Here is a 17,438-nt window from a genome sequence, read left to right as displayed (position 1 = left end):
AAATCGAATTATCCAGAAGGTCAAGCAGGCTGCAAATGAGTAGCGTATGAGCTTGATAAGGAGATCGCCATGTTACTTCATCGACATACATACTACGGCTTGATTCATCATGGAATCAAAACACTGTTACTTGATCGCTTAGGCCACTATACAGCAGAAGAGTATCATCAATATCTGACCCTGATGACTGGTAAATCCACTTGCTTCACGATGTCTCTCGAAGAGCTAGAAGCAACGGTCGATAACTTACTGCGGGAAGGCTATTTAGAAGATGTAAAAACGCTTATTTCCCAATATCAACGTGTGGCTTAAGGTTTAAAACTCTCAACTCTATTGCCGCTTCACGCGGCAATTTTTATTCCTTCCATTTGCTGTTTCGACGTGGAAGACGCTTGCGGGCTGTACGATATACTAAGCGTTACTATTCTTACCCTAACTTCCTCAGTATTCACATCTTGTCAGATTCAGTTAGACTGTCTTCAATTCAATAATTAGGTAGATTTTGCCATCATGAAGCAGATCCTAGACTTTATACCACTCATCATTTTCTTCGCTTTATACAAGCTGTACGACATCTACGTGGCGACAGGTGCACTAATCGTAGCAACAGCCATTCAGCTTGTCGTCACCTACGCGCTGTATAAGAAAGTCGAAAAGATGCAACTAATAACATTTGTTATCGTCACTATCTTCGGCGGCATGACCCTTTTCTTCCACGACGACAATTTTATAAAGTGGAAAGTCACCATCATTTACGCGATTCTGGCGATTGGCTTAGCAGTGAGCCACGCATTGGGAAAATCAGCCATCAAAGGTATGCTAGGCAAGGAAATTACGTTACCTGACGCTGTTTGGGCAAAGATTAACTGGGCTTGGGTTGGCTTCTTCTCATTCTTCGCTGGCCTAAATATTTATATTGCTTACGAATTGCCGTTGGATGTTTGGGTTAACTTCAAAGTATTTGGAATGTTGATCGCGACATTTGCCTACATGATTGCGACTGGCTTTTACATTTATAAACACATGCCAAAAGAACAAAAAAATAACTCATCCGATGTGTCCACTGATGATTAAAAACTCAGTTTTGCTATAATCCGCGACTTCACAGCGACCTTAGGGTCGCTGTTTTGCTCCATGTATCAGTAAACCGCTCAAACAACGTACCGTTTTCAGACCATTCTTGCTGCTGTAAACCAACTTTCTCTGGTCCGGTATCTGCGGTTTTTTAAGGACCTTTGGTTCTAGGTATTTACTATGTTGGCGCTTAGTTTGAGCGCCTTTAAGATTTAGGATGTCACAATGAGTCAAGAAATTAGCTCTCCGAAAGGTCAAATGCTGCTTCGTACCCTTGCAATGCCTGCAGATACAAACGCCAATGGCGATATTTTTGGCGGTTGGATAATGTCTCAGCTCGACTTAGCGGGCGCGATTCTGGCAAAAGAGATCTCTTGTGGTCGCGTTGTCACCGTTTCGGTATCAAGCATTACGTTCAAAAAACCTGTTGGTGTGGGCGATGTCGTATGCTGCTACGGCGAATGCACTAAGATCGGCCGCACATCCATGAGTGTCGATTTGGAAGTATGGGTCAAACCCGTCAAAGCTCACGGTGTTGGCGAACGCTTCATGGTTTGTGATGCGACCTTCAACTACGTAGCCATTGACAGTGAAGGTAAACCACGTCCGGTTCAGAATTAGTCAACCTACAACGCTAACAGTTAGAAAGGATCTCACATTTTCTGTTGTTCACTTGTGAGAGACACAAAAAAGGCGTTAAATTAACACTTTACCCTACCAATTAAGGAACTATGCTATGTGGTATGTCATCTTTTCACAGGACGTTGAGAACTCGTTGGAAAAACGCATGAGCGTTCGCCCACAACACTTGGATCGCTTACAAAAGCTACAAGACGAAGGTCGCCTTCTTACAGCTGGTCCGATGCCTGCGATAGATTCTGACAATCCTGGTGAAGCTGGATTTACGGGCTCAACTGTCATCGCTGAATTCGCCTCGCTAGAGGATGCTAAAGCGTGGGCAGAAGCCGATCCTTATGTAGCGGCTGGTGTTTACGATCATGTAATCGTGAAACCGTTCAAAAAAGTGTTTTAATTTATGAAAAAATTACTGTGTCTTTTCTTGGTATTTGGTGCTCTGGCTGGCTGTTCATCAACCGATGATAATCAGCGCCAACTTGAGCTTATGGCATCAAACCGAGCAGGAGTCTTGTCAGCGGGCCTCCCTTTAGAGTACGGCCCACTGCAAATAATGCGTGTCTCATCCAACAAAAATGTTGTAGAGATGATGATGATTTATAACGATGGCGCACTCGGTGCAAAGCCGTTAAATCAAGTACTGAATACCAGTATCTATACCTACTGCAGCAACCCAGAAGTTCGCAAGCAAATTGATATGGGCTTGATGTATCGTATTAAGGTACGTAATTCTCGCGGTCAGTTGATGGCAGATGAGTTGGTTTCCGCACAGACTTGTACTCAGGTGAAGTAGCTACAGTAATTTTTGTTGCTTTCGGCATGAGACGATGCTTCGCTATTATTGGATAATCTGAAAACGAAAGTGAACAATTAAGAATAGAAAAACGGAGACCACAGTCTCCGTTTTTATTTGCTGTAACGATGTGTTACGCCAGCTCAGCACGGAGCTTCTTCGCCGCTGAAACCAGATTTGCCAATGCGGCTTCTGTCTCCTTCCAGTTTCGTGTTTTCAGACCACAATCTGGGTTTACCCACAAACGCTGAGCCGGAATTTTGTCTGCCGCTTTCTTGATTAAACCTTCAATCCATTCTTCCGTAGGAATGTTTGGTGAGTGAATGTCATAAACACCAGGGCCAATTTCGTTCGGGTAATTGAACTCTTCAAATGCTTTCAGCAGCTCCATATTTGAGCGAGATGTTTCAATGGTAATGACGTCCGCATCGAGTGCCGCAACCGAATCAATGATTTCATTGAACTCGCTGTAACACATATGAGTGTGAATCTGAGTTTCTGGTTTTGCACTTGCCGCAGAGACCTTAAACGCATTTACGGCCCATTCTAAGTACGCTTTGTGATCGCGTTTTTTGAGTGGTAAACCTTCTCGAATGGCTGGCTCGTCAATTTGAATGATATTGATGCCTGCATCTTGCAGGTCAGACACCTCATCACGTAGTGCCAAAGCAAGTTGCTGCGCAATTTCTTGACGTGTGATGTCTTCACGTGGGAACGTCCAACATAAAATCGTTACTGGTCCAGTCAACATGCCTTTCATCTGTTTGCTGGTTAGCGATTGTGCGTACGTCGACCATTCAACTGTGATCGGTTTTTCACGTTCAATGTCAGCAACTACAATGGCAGGTTTCACACAGCGAGAACCATAACTCTGTACCCAACCAAATTTGGTCGTTTGAAAACCCGCCAAGTTCTCAGCGAAGTATTCCACCATGTCGTTACGCTCTGCTTCACCATGAACAAGCACATCTAGGTCGAGCGCCTCTTGACGTTTTACTGCGTCAGCAATATGTCCTTTAAGTGCTTGGATATATTCAGACTCAGATAATTGACCTGTACGATAAGCGCTGCGCTGCACCCGGATTTCACCCGTTTGAGGAAAAGAGCCGATTGTCGTTGTTGGCAACAAAGGCAAGCCCAATACTTCAGCTTGATGCGCAGCACGCTCTGCATAAGGTACGCTGCGCTCGGCAAGTGACTCGGTAATGTTGTTTAAACGCGCTTGTACTTGAGGTTTATTCACATGTGTTGCTGTCTTGCGCGCTTTGATTGGCTGGCTATAGGTATCACAAGCGAGAATCGCATTTTGGTCACCATCGAGCGCTCGGCCAAGCAAGGCGACTTCTGCCACTTTTTGTTTTGCAAAGGCAAACCAACTTTTTACTTCTTCGCTCAGTTCTGTTTCCAGTGCTAAATCAACAGGGCTATGTAGCAGAGAACATGAACTGGCAACCCAAAGTTTGTCGCCCAGTTTCTCTTTGACTGGCTGTAGACGCTCGAGTTGGGCACTTAAATCTGAACGCCACACATTACGACCATTCACAACACCAGCAGAAAGCACCCAATCCTCCGGTAACTTGGTAACTACATCGTCAAGCTGCTGAGGGGCGGCAGATAAATCGATATGCAAACCATCTACCGGAAGCTCTACAATTTTGCCTAGCGTATCGCTTACGGAGTCAAAGTACGTCGTTAGCAGCACTTTTACATCGCTTCGAATCACTTGGTAGGCTAGCTTAAACGAATCAGCCCATTTGCTTTCTAGCTCCAGTGACAAAATTGGCTCATCAATCTGAACCCACTCAACACCTTGACTTGCTAGCTTTGCCAAAATAGCTTGGTAAGCAGTAAGTAAGCGTGGTAGCAGGGTTAAGCGGTCAAACCCTTCTTCGACCTCTTTGCCCAAGTAAAGGTAACTGACTGGACCAAGCAAAACAGGCTTCACTTGGTGGCCAGCTTGAAGCGCTTCGTTGACTTCTTCAAACAGTTGCGGCCAGCTCACTTCAAACGTATCGTCCTTGCTGAATTCAGGGACAATGTAATGGTAGTTTGTGTTGAACCATTTGGTCATATCCGATGCCGCAGCGCCCGCACAGCTGCAACCCGCCTGAGATTGACCGCGACCCACTTTGAACAACGTATCCAGGTTAGGGAAACCATCAGCGTGACGCTTTGGCACATGACCCAATAGCAACGTGGTCGTCAGTACATGATCGTACCAAGCGAAGTCGCCAGCGGTGGCAAAACTCAAGCCAGCATCTGTTTGCGTTTGCCAGTTTTTAGCGCGCAGATCTGCTCCAACCTTTTTAAGCTCTGCTTGATCAATTTCTCCGCGCCAGTATTTTTCCTGAGCGAATTTTAATTCTCGTTTTTCACCGATGCGTGGATAACCTAATATGTGAGTCGTTGTCGCCATGTCCCTATTCCTTTCTCAATTTTGTTCAATTTGTTTGGATCAGAGCATCTTTCGGTAAAGAATAAGATGTCTGGATGGCTAAACTATCGCTCTCATCTGATATTAGAACAACGTCCATTTATTCAACTTGTTTATTAAAAAAATTCATCATGAAGCGACATGATTCGCAAATAAAAACAACAAATAGACGTCTAGACGTTTACATATCCATTTTTTGTCGTTAAGTTATTTACACGATTGCTATTCTGTTCATAGCGAGCAACAAAGGATGAAAGGAATTCATGATAGAGCTAAAACATTTGCGGACACTCACTTCGCTTCGAGACACTGGCTCTCTAACGGCGACAGCGACCGCTTTGCATCTCACTCAGTCGGCACTGTCTCATCAGATCAAAGATTTGGAGGCGCGAATTGGAGGGCAACTGTTCCTGAGAAAGACTCGTCCGGTGAAGTTCACTTCAGAGGGAGAAATCCTATTGCGTCTTGCAGAAGATATCCTTCCGAAACTCGCAAGAGCAGAAAATGATTTAGCGAGCTTGAAAGAGGACGTCAATGGCCGATTACATATGGCCATTGAATGTCACTCTTGCTTCCAATGGCTAATGCCTGCACTTAGGGAGTACCAACTTGCTTGGCCTAGCGTAACATTGGACTTTTCCTCTGGTTTTGGCTTTGAACCACTCCCAGCTCTATTGGCAGGCGAACTCGATCTCGTTATTACTTCCGATATCCAACCTCGATCTGAAGTCCACTACGAGCCTCTATTCGACTTTGAAATGCGTTTAATTACCGCAACCAACCACCCATTGGCGGAAAAAGACATTATTGATCCGCAAGATCTCGCAGATCAAACCATGCTCTCTTATCCGGTTCAAAAACAAAGGCTAGACGTCGTAAAACACTTTCTTCAGCCAGCAGGAATAGAACCTGCGAAATGGAAGCAAGCCGACAACACTCTCATGTTAGTTCAGATGGTCTCTGCTGGATTAGGGGTGGCGGCACTACCCAATTGGGCGATTTCTGAATTTTCTCGCCAAGGTCTTATTACCAGTAAACCTTTCGGCCAAGGCTTATGGCGTCGCTTGTTTGCTGCAACGCGTCACTCAGAGAAAGAAAAGCGTTACTTACAAGCTTTTTTCGCAACCGCGAGGCTACAATGTAAAAGCCACCTTGACGGAATCAAGGTGGCTTAAAAGATTTGGGTTATGAAAGGCTTAGCGTTGATATGCTTTAAATTGGTTAGTCAATGGATCGTACTGATAACCGAGCATATCAAGCTTGCCGACTACAGACTCTACATCCATCTCATACACTGATACTAACTCGTCAAAACTGTCGCACTCTAAACGTAGCTTTTCGTTGACGATACCTAGCAAAATAGTGCTGTCCAGATTACCTACATTGCTTAAATCCATCGCGACTCTCCTCTTCGACAAGGTATATAAACAAGCGTAGTAGTAATCACGCGAATTTAAAGTGAGTGAGATCTAAAACGTGATCACCTTATACCCAAGCATCAAGAAAGCACTTGGATATAAGCCGTCTAACTTTGTCTTTAGAGTAGAGGTCAAGCCGCGAGAGAGAATAAACCTTGCAGGCTCGTCATCGACGCGAGTGCTAGTAACAAAGCTACGCTCAGTTGCACCTTTTCTGGTTTCTTATGCGTAAAAATATGCCAACACCACACGATAATTGAAGAAATTAGCATAGCTAAAGACAGCAAGATTGGCTGTGTTGCAGCGTTCAGTGCAGCTTCATTTAACTGGTAAGAAGCAAACAACGTTGCGATGACTAATAGCATTCCAGACACAATGCCAGTAACTGGTAAAATGCGGTGAAATGCCTGTAATCTGCTGCGAGCTATCGTAAGTAGCAATTGAGAAAATGACGCCCCAAGGAAAAATATCATTAGCGCCATCGCTATCGATGCTGGCCAGCTTGATTGCTCAAATACCTGAATACTTACATACGCAAAGGCCAAACCATTCGCTAAATGCATCGCCCATAGTGGCCCTTTTTCACGCGTTTTCTTGGTTTGAACCTGAGAATAGAAGTAGAAAATAGCAAACACGATCATAAATGCTTCAATGCGAAGTGACGCAACAGCGAGCCACAATACAGCTACTGCTGGCAACATTTTATGAAGACGTCCTCGCTGACCAGGACAAATATCGCCCTTGATTAGAAGCAAAGTCAGTAGCGCTTGTGCGCCAAATAGCATCGGAGGGAAAGTAACCAGCAATTGTTGAATCATGTTGAATGCACGCTCAAAAGTCATTTTGGGGGGCGATAATATCAAATCAACTATCGCCAAACCACCGAAAGTCGGCCCCCAAATGAGCTAAAACGGTAAGACAATTTTATTCACAGAGAAGCAAGATACTTCAACGCGTCTTCCTGCGTTAAAACTCCACGGTACTCTTCTTTGGTATTACACAGTACCCAAGGGAAACGAATCCCGGTTTTAACCAACTCTCGAATAACAGAGACAGGTAAATCCTCATCAACCAACACAAATTCGGTGCTCATTATCTGATTAACAGGACGTTTCCAAATTCGGCTTTCTCGTTCAGTTTCTCGCTCTGTGCCCATCGAGGGCGTTAGGTGTAAATTCACCGTCTCTTTCGTAATTAACCCAACACAACGATTTTCATTGAGAACAACTAAAGGCAAGCTTGGATTCAAATTCATGTACTCCACTGCCAAGGAGAGCGGTTCTCCAGGGTCCATAGACCTGACTTGTTCATGGCTCACAGATTGCAACACATCACTTTGCTTAGACTCAATCGCGATGTCAGAGAACAGATGCTCATAACTGTTCGCTTTATCCATCAAATCGACAGGCACGGCAGCAGAAAATAGAAAGCCCTGCATGTAATCGACACCGATTTCTGCCAATACTTGAAGTTCTTGCTTAGATTCCACGCCTTCAGCAACCACTTTTACATTCATTTGCTGTGCAAGCTCGGTGACCATTTTCACAATGTTATAGCTGGTGCTCCCTTTATGAATGTTCTTGATGAATTTTCGGTCTATTTTCAGTAAATCAAACTGCCCTTTTTCTAGATAAGAAAAAGAAGAATACCCAGTACCGAAGTCATCAATCGCGATCTCAATGCCCTCTTTCCGCACTTCCTCTAGAGCTCGAGTATGCTCCTCATCTTGTTCAAAATACGCGGTTTCTGTTAGCTCGATAGTTACTCGCTTAGGGTCTACACCACTGGCTTTAATCAAATCATGCGACCGCTGAAGGATCTGAAGAGAATCCAATTTCGTATTGAGGGAGCGATTGATGGTCACGCCCACTTCCTCGCCATAAATTTCTTGTAAGCGCGGAAAGTGCTTCAACGCAGCTTGGCAGACCACATCATCAAGTGCCGCTATGAGTTCTAGATCTTCAATAATAGCGATCATCTTTTGCGTACAATACGCATCATTTTCATCATAGAAGCGTGCGAGAGCCTCGAACTTAACCACTCTTCCGGTTTGAACGTCGATAATCGGTTGAAAGTAAACGTCCACTAGCCCACTCTCTATTTGCGCCTCCAAAAACACCTCGAGATGTTGGCGCTTCACTAATTCAGAGTGAAGTTCACTGTCGTAAAAGTTGAAATAGCTGCCTTCACCGGAAATAGAGGACAACATCGCTTGCGCTGCATGTGCTAGCGCTTGTCTTGGTCGGTTCGTATCATAACCAAGGATTGACACACCAGTTTGGCCTTTAACGATAGTGGCATGCATTTTTGTGCCCATTTCATTTCTAAGCTCATTAAAGAATCCTTTCATGGCAATTTGGATCAAACGAACCGGGCTCAACCATTGACAATGAGGGGTCTGCAAGCATACGACAAACACGTCCCGAGATAACTGCCCCGCAATACTGGTGTAGCGACTTCGCATAATAAAATCTGCAAAACCTAATTGCTGTTCAAGCAAGTATCTCTCCGAAAACTTGGGTCTGAGTGTCATAACAATGTTGAGTTCTTTATTTCTGCTTTCATTCGCTAAGGTAGCTAATTGGAGTTCAAATTCTTTCCTCGTTGGTAAAAAGGCAGCCCAATCATGCTGTCGTTCACAACGATTTTTCATCCACAACAACGAAGCAGAAATATCCGTAGAAAATCCGAGATAAAGAATTCGTCCAGAATGAAACGTAAGTCGGTAAATACAAAGATGATGAGCTTGGTTGCTACCGTTTGCTGTTTTGCTCAGCAAGTTACCACACCAACATCCTTCATCATTAATTTGCTGCCACAGCTGATCATAAAACGCTTGGCTATGGTGAGAGGTACTGAAAATATGAGTTTTAAGCCCAACCAGATCTCGGTTTTGATAGCCCATTTGTAACTCAAAGGCACGGTTACAACCTAAGATGCGCGTATCTTCATCGGCAACTAAAACGCCTACATTTGGCAAATCAAAAATCGTTTCGAGGATTTTCGCTAACTCCTCGCAACCAGTGATTGTTAATTGTGGAATGATAGTGCCTTGGATAATGCGCTTATTGAGCCTTTCAAAACTAATAGTAACGTGCACTAAGTTAACGTTTTTTAGCATCATGCAACAAGAAAACCGCCCCCGTCCGCCAAAGAGTTCCACTTCTAGAATTCGTTGTTTTAGCGTTTCTTGTTGCCCCATCAGCATATGATCAAACAAGTTATTTAGGCTGGTTACTGGCGTACTTATCCCAAATGCCTTTGCCATTCCTTGCTGATCACATTCGAACTCGCGAGTATCAATATCGTAAGACCACTCTATAACAGGAGTTAGACTGGAAGTCGTTTGCATTTTTGGATGCACTGTTGTCGTAGATTCACTCATACCCTAGCCCCTTTTTTTGTAATTAGCCCAAGGCTCAAAATTCACAGTCAATTCGCGACATTCCAGTTGGGACCTGCCGATCCTCTTTATAGATAGATTGTGTCAACGATAAGCCTATCGACTTAGAACTATTTCCAGAGCAGCTCAGCCTTTTGCATTTAATATGCACTAATTTGATTATAGGCTTTACCCCACATAAGCACACCATTGCTTATGTTTTGTATTAAGATTGCGACATTTTTCATGAACCGATCTATAACCATGAGGCTTTCAAGGTGAAATTAGACAGAAAATCGCCGATAGAGCATTGATATTTTTACAAACCAAATAAAACTCGATGAACTAAGCTGGAATAGATGAGTTTGTTATAGATACCTGATAATCAAATCGCTATAATTCGCGCTCCCTGGAACAGAGAGCAAAATATGACCAATAACATCACTCCTATTCATGAGTACAAAAAATACTGGGCAGAGTGTTTTGGTACGGCACCTTTCTTGCCGACCAGTCGCAAAGAAATGGATGCCCTAGGATGGGATAGCTGTGACATTATCATTGTAACCGGTGACGCTTATGTGGATCACCCGAGCTTTGGTATGGCTATCATTGGCCGTCTGCTAGAAGCGCAGGGTTTCCGTGTCGGTATCATTGCTCAACCAGAATGGCAAAATAAAGATGCGTTCATGCAACTTGGTAAGCCAAATCTGTTCTTCGGGATCACTGCGGGTAACATGGACTCCATGATCAACCGTTACACCGCGGATAAAAAGCTTCGTCACGATGACGCGTACACACCGAATAACGAAGGTGGTAAACGCCCAGACCGAGCGACTTTGGTTTACTCTCAGCGTTGTCGTGAAGCTTACAAAGAAGTACCTATTGTTTTAGGTGGTATCGAAGCTAGCCTACGCCGTGTGGCACACTACGATTACTGGTCAGATAAAGTTCGCCGTTCTGTACTGTTTGATGCAAAAGCAGACATCCTACTTTTTGGTAACGCAGAGCGCGCACTTGTCGAAGTAGCACATCGCATCGCAAACGGCGAAGACATCAGCACCATGACCAATATTCGTGGTACTGCCGTGAACTTGCCAGCGGCGCCAGAAGGCTACACGGTTATTGATTCTTCTCGCATTGAAAAACCTCGTAAAGAAGCGTTCGTACCAAAGAACCCATACGAAGTAGAAACTCAGTGTGAAACTAAAAAAGACGAGCCAGTTGCACAACCAATCACAATTCGCCCATCACGCCACGATGCTGCGACGACTGCGGTCCGTTTACCTTCGTTTGAAAAGCTAAGAAACGATCGCATTCTTTATGCGCATGCAAGCCGTGTACTGCATTTAGAAACGAACCCGTACTCTGGTCGAGCGTTACTTCAAAGCCATGGTGATCGTGAACTTTGGGTAAACCAAGCGCCAATTCCATTGACGACCGAAGAGATGGACTTTGTGTTTGGCCTGCCTTACGCGCGTGTCCCTCACCCTATGTACGGGAAAGCAAAAATTCCTGCGTACGACATGATCAAGACGTCTGTAAACATCATGCGTGGTTGCTTTGGTGGCTGTTCTTTCTGTTCGATTACCGAGCATGAAGGTCGAATCATTCAAAACCGTTCGAAAGAGTCTATCATCAACGAGATTGAAGAAATTCGGGACAAAGTTCCAGGCTTTACCGGCACAATTTCCGATCTTGGTGGCCCGACTGCAAACATGTACCGCCTGGGCTGTAAAGATCCAAAAGCGGAAGCGAACTGTCGTCGTCCTTCTTGTGTATTCCCGGGCATCTGTAACAAGCTAAACACAGACCACAAACACACGATCGATTTATACCGCGAAGCGCGTAAAGTTGAAGGCGTGAAGAAAGTGATGGTTGCATCTGGCGTACGTTACGACCTTGCGATTGAATCACCAGAATACGTGAAAGAGCTCGTGACTCACCACGTAGGCGGTTACTTGAAGATTGCACCGGAACATACAGAGAAAGGTCCTCTTGATCTAATGATGAAGCCAGGCATGGGTACGTACGATCGCTTTAAAGAGATGTTCGAGAAATACAGTGCAGAAGCAGGCAAGAAGCAGTACTTAATCCCTTATTTTATCTCTGCGCACCCAGGCACAGAAGACGAAGACATGCTGAACCTTGCTCTGTGGCTGAAAAAGAACAACTTCGAATGTGACCAAGTACAAAACTTCTACCCTTCGCCAATGTGTAACGCAACGTCGATGTACTACTCAGAGACAAACCCTCTGAAACGCGTGAAGTACAAAAAACGTGAAGATGTACCTGTAGCAAAAGGTGAACGTCAACGTCGCCTACATAAAGCGCTGTTGCGTTACCACGATCCAGCAAACTGGCCAATGATCCGTGAAGCCCTAGTCAGTATGGGTAAAAAACATTTGATTGGTGACAAACAAGGCTGTCTCGTTCCTGCAGAAGACATTGAAGCACAAACACCTGCGCAACGTCGTAAATCTGGTCGTCACGGGGCAAACCGCTTTGCAACCAAACATACCAAAAACCAACCAGGCTTCGGTGGTCATTTGAACAAACGTTCTGAAGGCGGTTCAAAAGATGGTAAACCATCTGGTAACCGTAACGGTTCGGGTAAAGCTACAGGTGGTCAACGCCCTGCAAGCAACGGCCAACGTCCTAGCGGCAACGGTGCAAACCGCCCGGCAGGTAGCAAGCCGCAAGGCCAAGGTCGCCCACAAGGACAAAGCAAACCAGCTGGTCAACGTAAACCAAAGCGTCGCTAACTCTTTAGCACTTAAATACTAGAAAGGGCTCCAGAGGTAACTCTGGAGCCCTTTTGTTTTGTCGGCTCATTGAGGCATCACTCACAACTAAAACTTTGATTCAATCAATACAAAAAATGGTAAACACCAACCAACTTATTGGAAAAACAAACAATTATTTGATTGACGCAAAACCATAAAAATCTAACTCATTGATTTTTAATTGCTTTATTTTGGTGCGATATTTGCGTAATAGAATAAAACTCTTAAACATGGGCTAACGATGAATAATCCACTTCCCCCAAAAACTTCTATGTTCTGGTATGACAACAGCTATACCTATGAGGAGGCCGTTCAGGCATTTGAAAGCGATGGTACACTGAAATCGCTGAATATCGTTCCAACCACGGAATCCGATGATCTTGCTGGCTCACCCCCAGAGCGCAGTATGTTTTGGGAGGGAGAAACAAAAAAAATCGATCCGCCACCGCCGTCTGAACCAGAGCCTCTCAATTTAAAAACTGAGAAAGAAGCAACGGAAGCATCACCTGCGCACTTTATCCCAGTCCGCTATGCCATCGATCAGCTAGAAACAGAAGAGACACAACCTTTTGGTTTGCCTGAAGAATGGAAAGGGCAAGGCCCAGCCAAACTCAATACCGTTGGTTACACCCTGCGTCAACTGCGCGACGGTTGGCTGTATGTCTATGATGCAATCAACAAAAGCTTAGACGAATACGAAATCAAAGGAACGCAATTCACGCTCTATAAGTTGGGAGAATCAGAAAGCCCAAAATCAGAGCAGCGTGGGACACCACAAGATGCAAAGCCCTTCCTTACTTACGTCAACGGAAGCGTACTATCGATTTGCTTCTCTGAGCACCGGTGGACATGGCACACGTTCATGCGCGTACTTAACAATCCGAGTAATCATATCGATCGCATGCAAACCATTGTTCTGTCCTCAAACGAGAATCAGCACAACATTGCACCAATAGATAAGTTAACCCAAGTCGCTGATATTGAATCTTCTGCCGTCGATGATGGTCGCTTTGCGGATTCTGGCATCGCCACCAAAGCAGATGAAGATGGTTCTGTCTTTAAACCTGTCGCAGTCGAAAGCGATTTAACCTCTGCGATTCCAGAAGAAGAATCAGGCTACTTCGTCGCGATAAAAGATTACGCCGCAGACATTCAAGATATGTCACTGCATTTTGTTGGTGCCGCAAGCCCTTACCGCCTTTTCACTGACCAGTTTTCAAACCAGTGGAACTTGATGCAGACCGCCATGCAACTGTGTATGTTTGGTGCAAGTGACGAGATAGACATGCCAGCTAGCGTTAAGCGTAACGGCGAAGAGCTGTCGTTTTATACCGACATGGCTGACTATTATGACTCCTCTCACCAACTTGATTTGGCAGAGCAGAACAAAAGCTCAGTTCAGTCCGGCTATCCTGCTAAATTTTCCGCTGGAGCGATTGAATCACACCAACATACCCAAAGTGACATTGCTAAAGCGATACAGGACAAATATCGAATTTCTGCGAGCCGTTTTGGTAAATACGAACAATGGATAGCGACTGAACGCTGGCGTCAGCAGCTCAACTGGAAGCAAATGCTGAGCGAGATGCAAGAGCTGTCAGAACAAAAAGAAACCATGCTAGCCCAAGTGGTTTCGGTCAAACGCGACTTTATCGCAGTAATGGAGTCCTTAACGCCGCATCATCTCGAAAGAACCTTCGACCTATACAGCGAAGACACGCAGTACAGCTTGTATCAACTACACAAGCAAGCGGTTGAGTCATTTACTTTGGTGATACAAGAAGAAGACCGCCAATGGGCTGAAAGCCAATGGGAGAAACCAACCAGTTTACTTGCTCTCTATGCCTCTGGGTTTAGTCGTAGTTTATTTAAAGTGATGGAGAAGAATATTACAGAGGCGCTTGATGAACAGTCGATCGTCTCAGAAAATCCTGATCCTGATAATCAGTTGATGGACCAGATATCTGATACCAGCAACCGCGTGAATATGTACTCTAAGATCATGGACTTTGTTTCCAACCCAAACACTGCGGAAACAGCCTTTCTCAAAGATATCGCCAAAGGTTTCCAAGAGCTGGATATTATTTTTAAATCTGCAATAGGTGCGCTTGCAAAAGGCGTTGTAGAGTTTGGTGTTAGCATGACCTCACAAGTATCAATTTCGCTGATGCCTGTTTTCGCTAAACCTCTGAACCGTCATAGCTATTATTTATTTGCCGTTATTGCAGAACATATGGCACACAACATGCCCGTAACAATAAAAGAAGGTTACGCTCGCGATTTTAAAAAATGGAAAACACGCGTAAATGATTATCTGATTAAGCTCGAAAAAAACGATGCAATCATTGCTGACTTCCAGAAAAATAACCGCAAAGCTGACTCTAAATACACAACAGCTTTAAAAAATAAAAAGACTATTAAGAAGGCTCTCGCTGTAGCTACATTGGAGTACCCGCAGTACATTGAGTTACCTGATGATCTACCTCAAAGAACCATCGAGCTTAGAACGCGGATCGTGATGAATAAGCTCAATGATTTGAATAAACTGTTCGAGAATGCCGGTGGTCTAGGCTTTCTGGCATTAATATTTAACTGCATCGCGCTTGGTGATGCCATGAGCAGTATTCAAGACACGGGGTTAATGTCCTCAGATGAATTTTTGGATATCCAGCAAAAGTTATTTTACACAGTCAACGCTTGGACAGGTGTTCGTACAGGTAAGTTATGGGAGAAAGTGAAGGGTGAACCTAGGTTAAGGTCACATTCATATAATGTCTTAAAAAAGTTAGTGAATAGAAACGAAGATACCTTTAAAAACTTAAACCTTGATGACCTAAAGGTATTCAATAAATGGCTAGCAATCACAGGGGCTTTAGGTGCGTTAGCTTCGGGTATTGAGGCTTACCGTTCTTGGCAGAGTGCTGACAAAGTTTATGGTCAAGAAAAATATCTGCATGTAGCAAATTCCCTAGTATTAACAGCAATGTCAGCTGTCGGTATATTCCAAGTATACGGAGGGTTAACTGGACAATTTGCATTAAACTTATCCTTTGGCGGGCCTATAACGGCCGGCCTGGTTATTCTCACGATTGCATACCTGGCCATCAATTATAAGTTGAATAAACTGAAACAAGATGATTTCCAAAAATGGTTAGATAAACTGCCTTGGGGTTATCACCCGACTCGCACTCAGTGGAGCCAATCTTCGAGCTTACCCGAAAGAGAGAAGCATAATTCAGCATTGGTTCAGCAAGCGCTGTTTGACTTACAATCTATTATTCAACAGCCTACGGTATACCATCAACCTATTGAAAAAGTACAAGCTTACCCAGGTTACACACATCGTGAGTTAATCGGTTTGGAAGTGCATATTCAACTGCCAAGGCGTGCTGCAACGAATGGTATTACGTTGAGAACTAACAGCAAGGCAACAGAAGATGATTTGATGTCAGGCTCGTGGCATCAAAACGCAGATTTAGTCACGCTACAAACTCAAGATCAAGCGAGCAAAGAATCACTGGTGTACAAAGTAACCTTGCCAATTGAAGAAGCAGATCATTACCTTGCAATGCAAGTAGCTTACGATGTGGAAGATGATGCCCCTGCTAAGCGTGAGTATTGGTTCCAAAACGGCATAAAACAGAGTGCAACTTATGGCATTATTTCAGACAATATCAAACAAGACATAATTAAAAAAACACTCACCCCCGCTGTTGGCACACTAGGTTTTCAGGAGTAACCCTTGGCATATTCACCGTTTTATATCACCCCAGAAGAATTGGCGGTTTATCAAGAAGCACAAGAGCAAGAGATTCTCAAAGGGGACAATTTAACAACATGGCATAAGTATGATGTAGAAGAGCCATTTCGCTACCATTACAAGTTAACGGCTTTGCCATTTATGAGCTTCTTATTTGTAATTGTATTTTTGACACACTCAAGTGATACGCTTGTCGTGACCTTTTTTGGCCTTATCTTGTCAGTAATGATGGCCGGGATCTTTTATCTTACGATTGGCCTCGACTATCGCTATGACTATATCTTTTCTGACAAAGGCTTTGTGATGAAGAAGCGTCGCAACATGCCTAAGTGGGCGAATACCGCCACACAAGCCGTTGGCTGGATCGGTGCGGTAGTTTGCGTTTTGATGGTAGCGGTAGTTGGCCCGATGGCGTTAGCTGGAGCGGGCGCTCTTATTTTATTCTCATTTGGTATGTTAAAACGCAAGCCCGATGAACCAACAGAAGTGAGAATTGGAGAGCGTGAAGATTGGTTGTTTGCCGACTACAACAAAAAGCGCAAAGTGATCCAGTTCTACTTTAAGCAGGATAAGTGTGAATATATCGACACTGCTCACAGAACTATTTTCCGTTCACACAGTAGATCCGATTGCTACGTATTTTTCAAAACTGAAACGGACTTAGAGTCGATGGTAAATCAGTTAGCTACGGAATATAAGCTGGATTGTACAGAGGTAGATGACCACAAAAAGCTGTTTGAATCGAAGCCAGAATCAAGGCTCTTTAGTATTCCAGTTTGTAGTAGAGAATATCAAACCGAAGAGGTATTTGATTTAAGGGCGTCAAATGCCCCACTTCCTGAGCGTGAATACCTTTACAACGGCAAGTGGCAAACCGAGTCTGAAATCGAACAATCAAAGTCTAAACTAACTACAGCTCTGGAGTAACCCTTGGCATATTCACCATTTTACATCACCCCAGAAGAGTTGGCAGTTTATCAAGAGGCACAAGAGCAAGAAATACTCGCAGGCGATAATGTCAGAACATGGCACAAGTATGATGTAGAGGAACCATTTCGCTATTACTTTAAACTTTTTGCGCTTCCATTTGTGATCGCTCCATTCCTATTAACTTTGTTTATACACACGAGTGACACGGTTGACGTAACTATTTTTTCT

At 44.2% G+C, this 17,438-nt stretch carries 13 protein-coding genes and 1 pseudogene; 10 read left to right on the top strand and 4 right to left on the bottom strand.

Annotation, left to right across the window (positions count from 1 at the left end):
- Positions 1 to 69: 69 nt before the first annotated feature.
- From R7H07_RS16690 to R7H07_RS16670, 5 genes are all read left to right on the top strand, one after another.
- Complete coding sequence (locus R7H07_RS16690) at positions 70 to 312, top strand: hypothetical protein (RefSeq protein ID WP_065274679.1); 243 nt, start codon at positions 70 to 72, stop codon at positions 310 to 312.
- Between the two features lie 198 nt (positions 313 to 510).
- Positions 511 to 1,074 (top strand): septation protein A, encoded by a 564-nt coding sequence (locus R7H07_RS16685; protein WP_033905687.1) that lies wholly within the window; start codon positions 511 to 513, stop codon positions 1,072 to 1,074.
- A 225-nt stretch (positions 1,075 to 1,299) separates the two neighbouring features.
- A complete protein-coding gene (gene yciA, locus R7H07_RS16680) occupies positions 1,300 to 1,695 on the top strand; it encodes an acyl-CoA thioester hydrolase YciA (protein WP_005376768.1) in 396 nt (131 codons plus the stop codon).
- A 115-nt stretch (positions 1,696 to 1,810) separates the two neighbouring features.
- Positions 1,811 to 2,107 carry a YciI family protein gene (locus tag R7H07_RS16675; protein WP_005386727.1) on the top strand — a complete coding sequence of 99 codons (297 nt, stop codon included), beginning with the start codon at positions 1,811 to 1,813 and terminating at the stop codon, positions 2,105 to 2,107.
- 3 nt (positions 2,108 to 2,110) lie between these two features.
- Positions 2,111 to 2,503: a GspS/AspS pilotin family protein gene (locus R7H07_RS16670; RefSeq protein WP_005386726.1), complete on the top strand. Its 393-nt coding sequence runs from the start codon at positions 2,111 to 2,113 to the stop codon at positions 2,501 to 2,503.
- 133 nt (positions 2,504 to 2,636) lie between these two features.
- On the opposite strand, the gene metE is transcribed toward R7H07_RS16670, so the two are convergent.
- Positions 2,637 to 4,919: a 5-methyltetrahydropteroyltriglutamate--homocysteine S-methyltransferase gene (gene metE / locus R7H07_RS16665; protein ID WP_206959903.1), complete on the bottom strand. Its 2,283-nt coding sequence runs from the start codon at positions 4,917 to 4,919 to the stop codon at positions 2,637 to 2,639.
- A 281-nt stretch (positions 4,920 to 5,200) separates the two neighbouring features.
- Here metE and metR point away from each other — a divergent pair, with 281 nt between their 5' ends.
- Positions 5,201 to 6,112 carry an HTH-type transcriptional regulator MetR gene (metR, locus tag R7H07_RS16660; protein WP_065274681.1) on the top strand — a complete coding sequence of 304 codons (912 nt, stop codon included), beginning with the start codon at positions 5,201 to 5,203 and terminating at the stop codon, positions 6,110 to 6,112.
- Between the two features lie 21 nt (positions 6,113 to 6,133).
- Here metR and R7H07_RS16655 read toward each other — a convergent pair whose 3' ends face one another.
- The 3 genes from R7H07_RS16655 to R7H07_RS16645 form a co-directional block, all read right to left on the bottom strand.
- A complete protein-coding gene (locus tag R7H07_RS16655) occupies positions 6,134 to 6,334 on the bottom strand; it encodes a DUF4250 domain-containing protein (protein ID WP_005376762.1) in 201 nt (66 codons plus the stop codon).
- Positions 6,335 to 6,486: 152 nt separating this feature from the next.
- The gene (locus R7H07_RS16650; protein WP_064354144.1) at positions 6,487 to 7,197 is read right to left on the bottom strand and encodes a hypothetical protein; all 711 of its coding nucleotides are present in this window, start codon (positions 7,195 to 7,197) and stop codon (positions 6,487 to 6,489) included.
- 86 nt (positions 7,198 to 7,283) lie between these two features.
- Positions 7,284 to 9,740, bottom strand: coding sequence for an EAL domain-containing protein (locus R7H07_RS16645; protein WP_206959908.1), 2,457 nt, complete (start codon positions 9,738 to 9,740; stop codon positions 7,284 to 7,286).
- A 425-nt stretch (positions 9,741 to 10,165) separates the two neighbouring features.
- Here R7H07_RS16645 and R7H07_RS16640 point away from each other — a divergent pair, with 425 nt between their 5' ends.
- From R7H07_RS16640 to R7H07_RS16625, 4 genes and pseudogenes are all read left to right on the top strand, one after another.
- On the top strand, positions 10,166 to 12,499 hold the full coding sequence (locus tag R7H07_RS16640; protein WP_064354146.1) for a YgiQ family radical SAM protein: 2,334 nt from the start codon (positions 10,166 to 10,168) through the stop codon (positions 12,497 to 12,499).
- Between the two features lie 262 nt (positions 12,500 to 12,761).
- Positions 12,762 to 16,259 (top strand): T6SS effector BTH_I2691 family protein, encoded by a 3,498-nt coding sequence (locus R7H07_RS16635; protein ID WP_206959909.1) that lies wholly within the window; start codon positions 12,762 to 12,764, stop codon positions 16,257 to 16,259.
- Positions 16,260 to 16,262: 3 nt separating this feature from the next.
- Complete coding sequence (locus R7H07_RS16630; RefSeq protein ID WP_206959910.1) at positions 16,263 to 17,207, top strand: hypothetical protein; 945 nt, start codon at positions 16,263 to 16,265, stop codon at positions 17,205 to 17,207.
- A 3-nt stretch (positions 17,208 to 17,210) separates the two neighbouring features.
- Positions 17,211 to 17,438, top strand: a pseudogene (locus R7H07_RS16625) (hypothetical protein); the annotation flags it as partial.

The sequence above is a fragment of the Vibrio sp. Vb1127 genome (assembly GCF_033338735.1).
GTDB lineage: Bacteria > Pseudomonadota > Gammaproteobacteria > Enterobacterales > Vibrionaceae > Vibrio > Vibrio alginolyticus.
Note: the sequence above shows the minus strand (reverse complement) of the source record. Positions and strands in the feature narration are given on the sequence as shown.

Excerpts from the sequence above, each read along its gene's own strand:
- R7H07_RS16690 (WP_065274679.1), top strand. The coding sequence starts at position 70 with ATGTTACTTCATCGACATACATACTACGGCTTGATTCATCATGGAATC.
- R7H07_RS16685 (WP_033905687.1), top strand. The coding sequence starts at position 511 with ATGAAGCAGATCCTAGACTTTATACCACTCATCATTTTCTTCGCTTTA.
- yciA (WP_005376768.1), top strand. The coding sequence starts at position 1,300 with ATGAGTCAAGAAATTAGCTCTCCGAAAGGTCAAATGCTGCTTCGTACC.
- R7H07_RS16675 (WP_005386727.1), top strand. The coding sequence starts at position 1,811 with ATGTGGTATGTCATCTTTTCACAGGACGTTGAGAACTCGTTGGAAAAA.
- R7H07_RS16670 (WP_005386726.1), top strand. The coding sequence starts at position 2,111 with ATGAAAAAATTACTGTGTCTTTTCTTGGTATTTGGTGCTCTGGCTGGC.
- metE (WP_206959903.1), bottom strand. The coding sequence starts at position 4,919 with ATGGCGACAACGACTCACATATTAGGTTATCCACGCATCGGTGAAAAA.
- metR (WP_065274681.1), top strand. The coding sequence starts at position 5,201 with ATGATAGAGCTAAAACATTTGCGGACACTCACTTCGCTTCGAGACACT.
- R7H07_RS16655 (WP_005376762.1), bottom strand. The coding sequence starts at position 6,334 with ATGGATTTAAGCAATGTAGGTAATCTGGACAGCACTATTTTGCTAGGT.
- R7H07_RS16650 (WP_064354144.1), bottom strand. The coding sequence starts at position 7,197 with ATGACTTTTGAGCGTGCATTCAACATGATTCAACAATTGCTGGTTACT.
- R7H07_RS16645 (WP_206959908.1), bottom strand. The coding sequence starts at position 9,740 with ATGAGTGAATCTACGACAACAGTGCATCCAAAAATGCAAACGACTTCC.
- R7H07_RS16640 (WP_064354146.1), top strand. The coding sequence starts at position 10,166 with ATGACCAATAACATCACTCCTATTCATGAGTACAAAAAATACTGGGCA.
- R7H07_RS16635 (WP_206959909.1), top strand. The coding sequence starts at position 12,762 with ATGAATAATCCACTTCCCCCAAAAACTTCTATGTTCTGGTATGACAAC.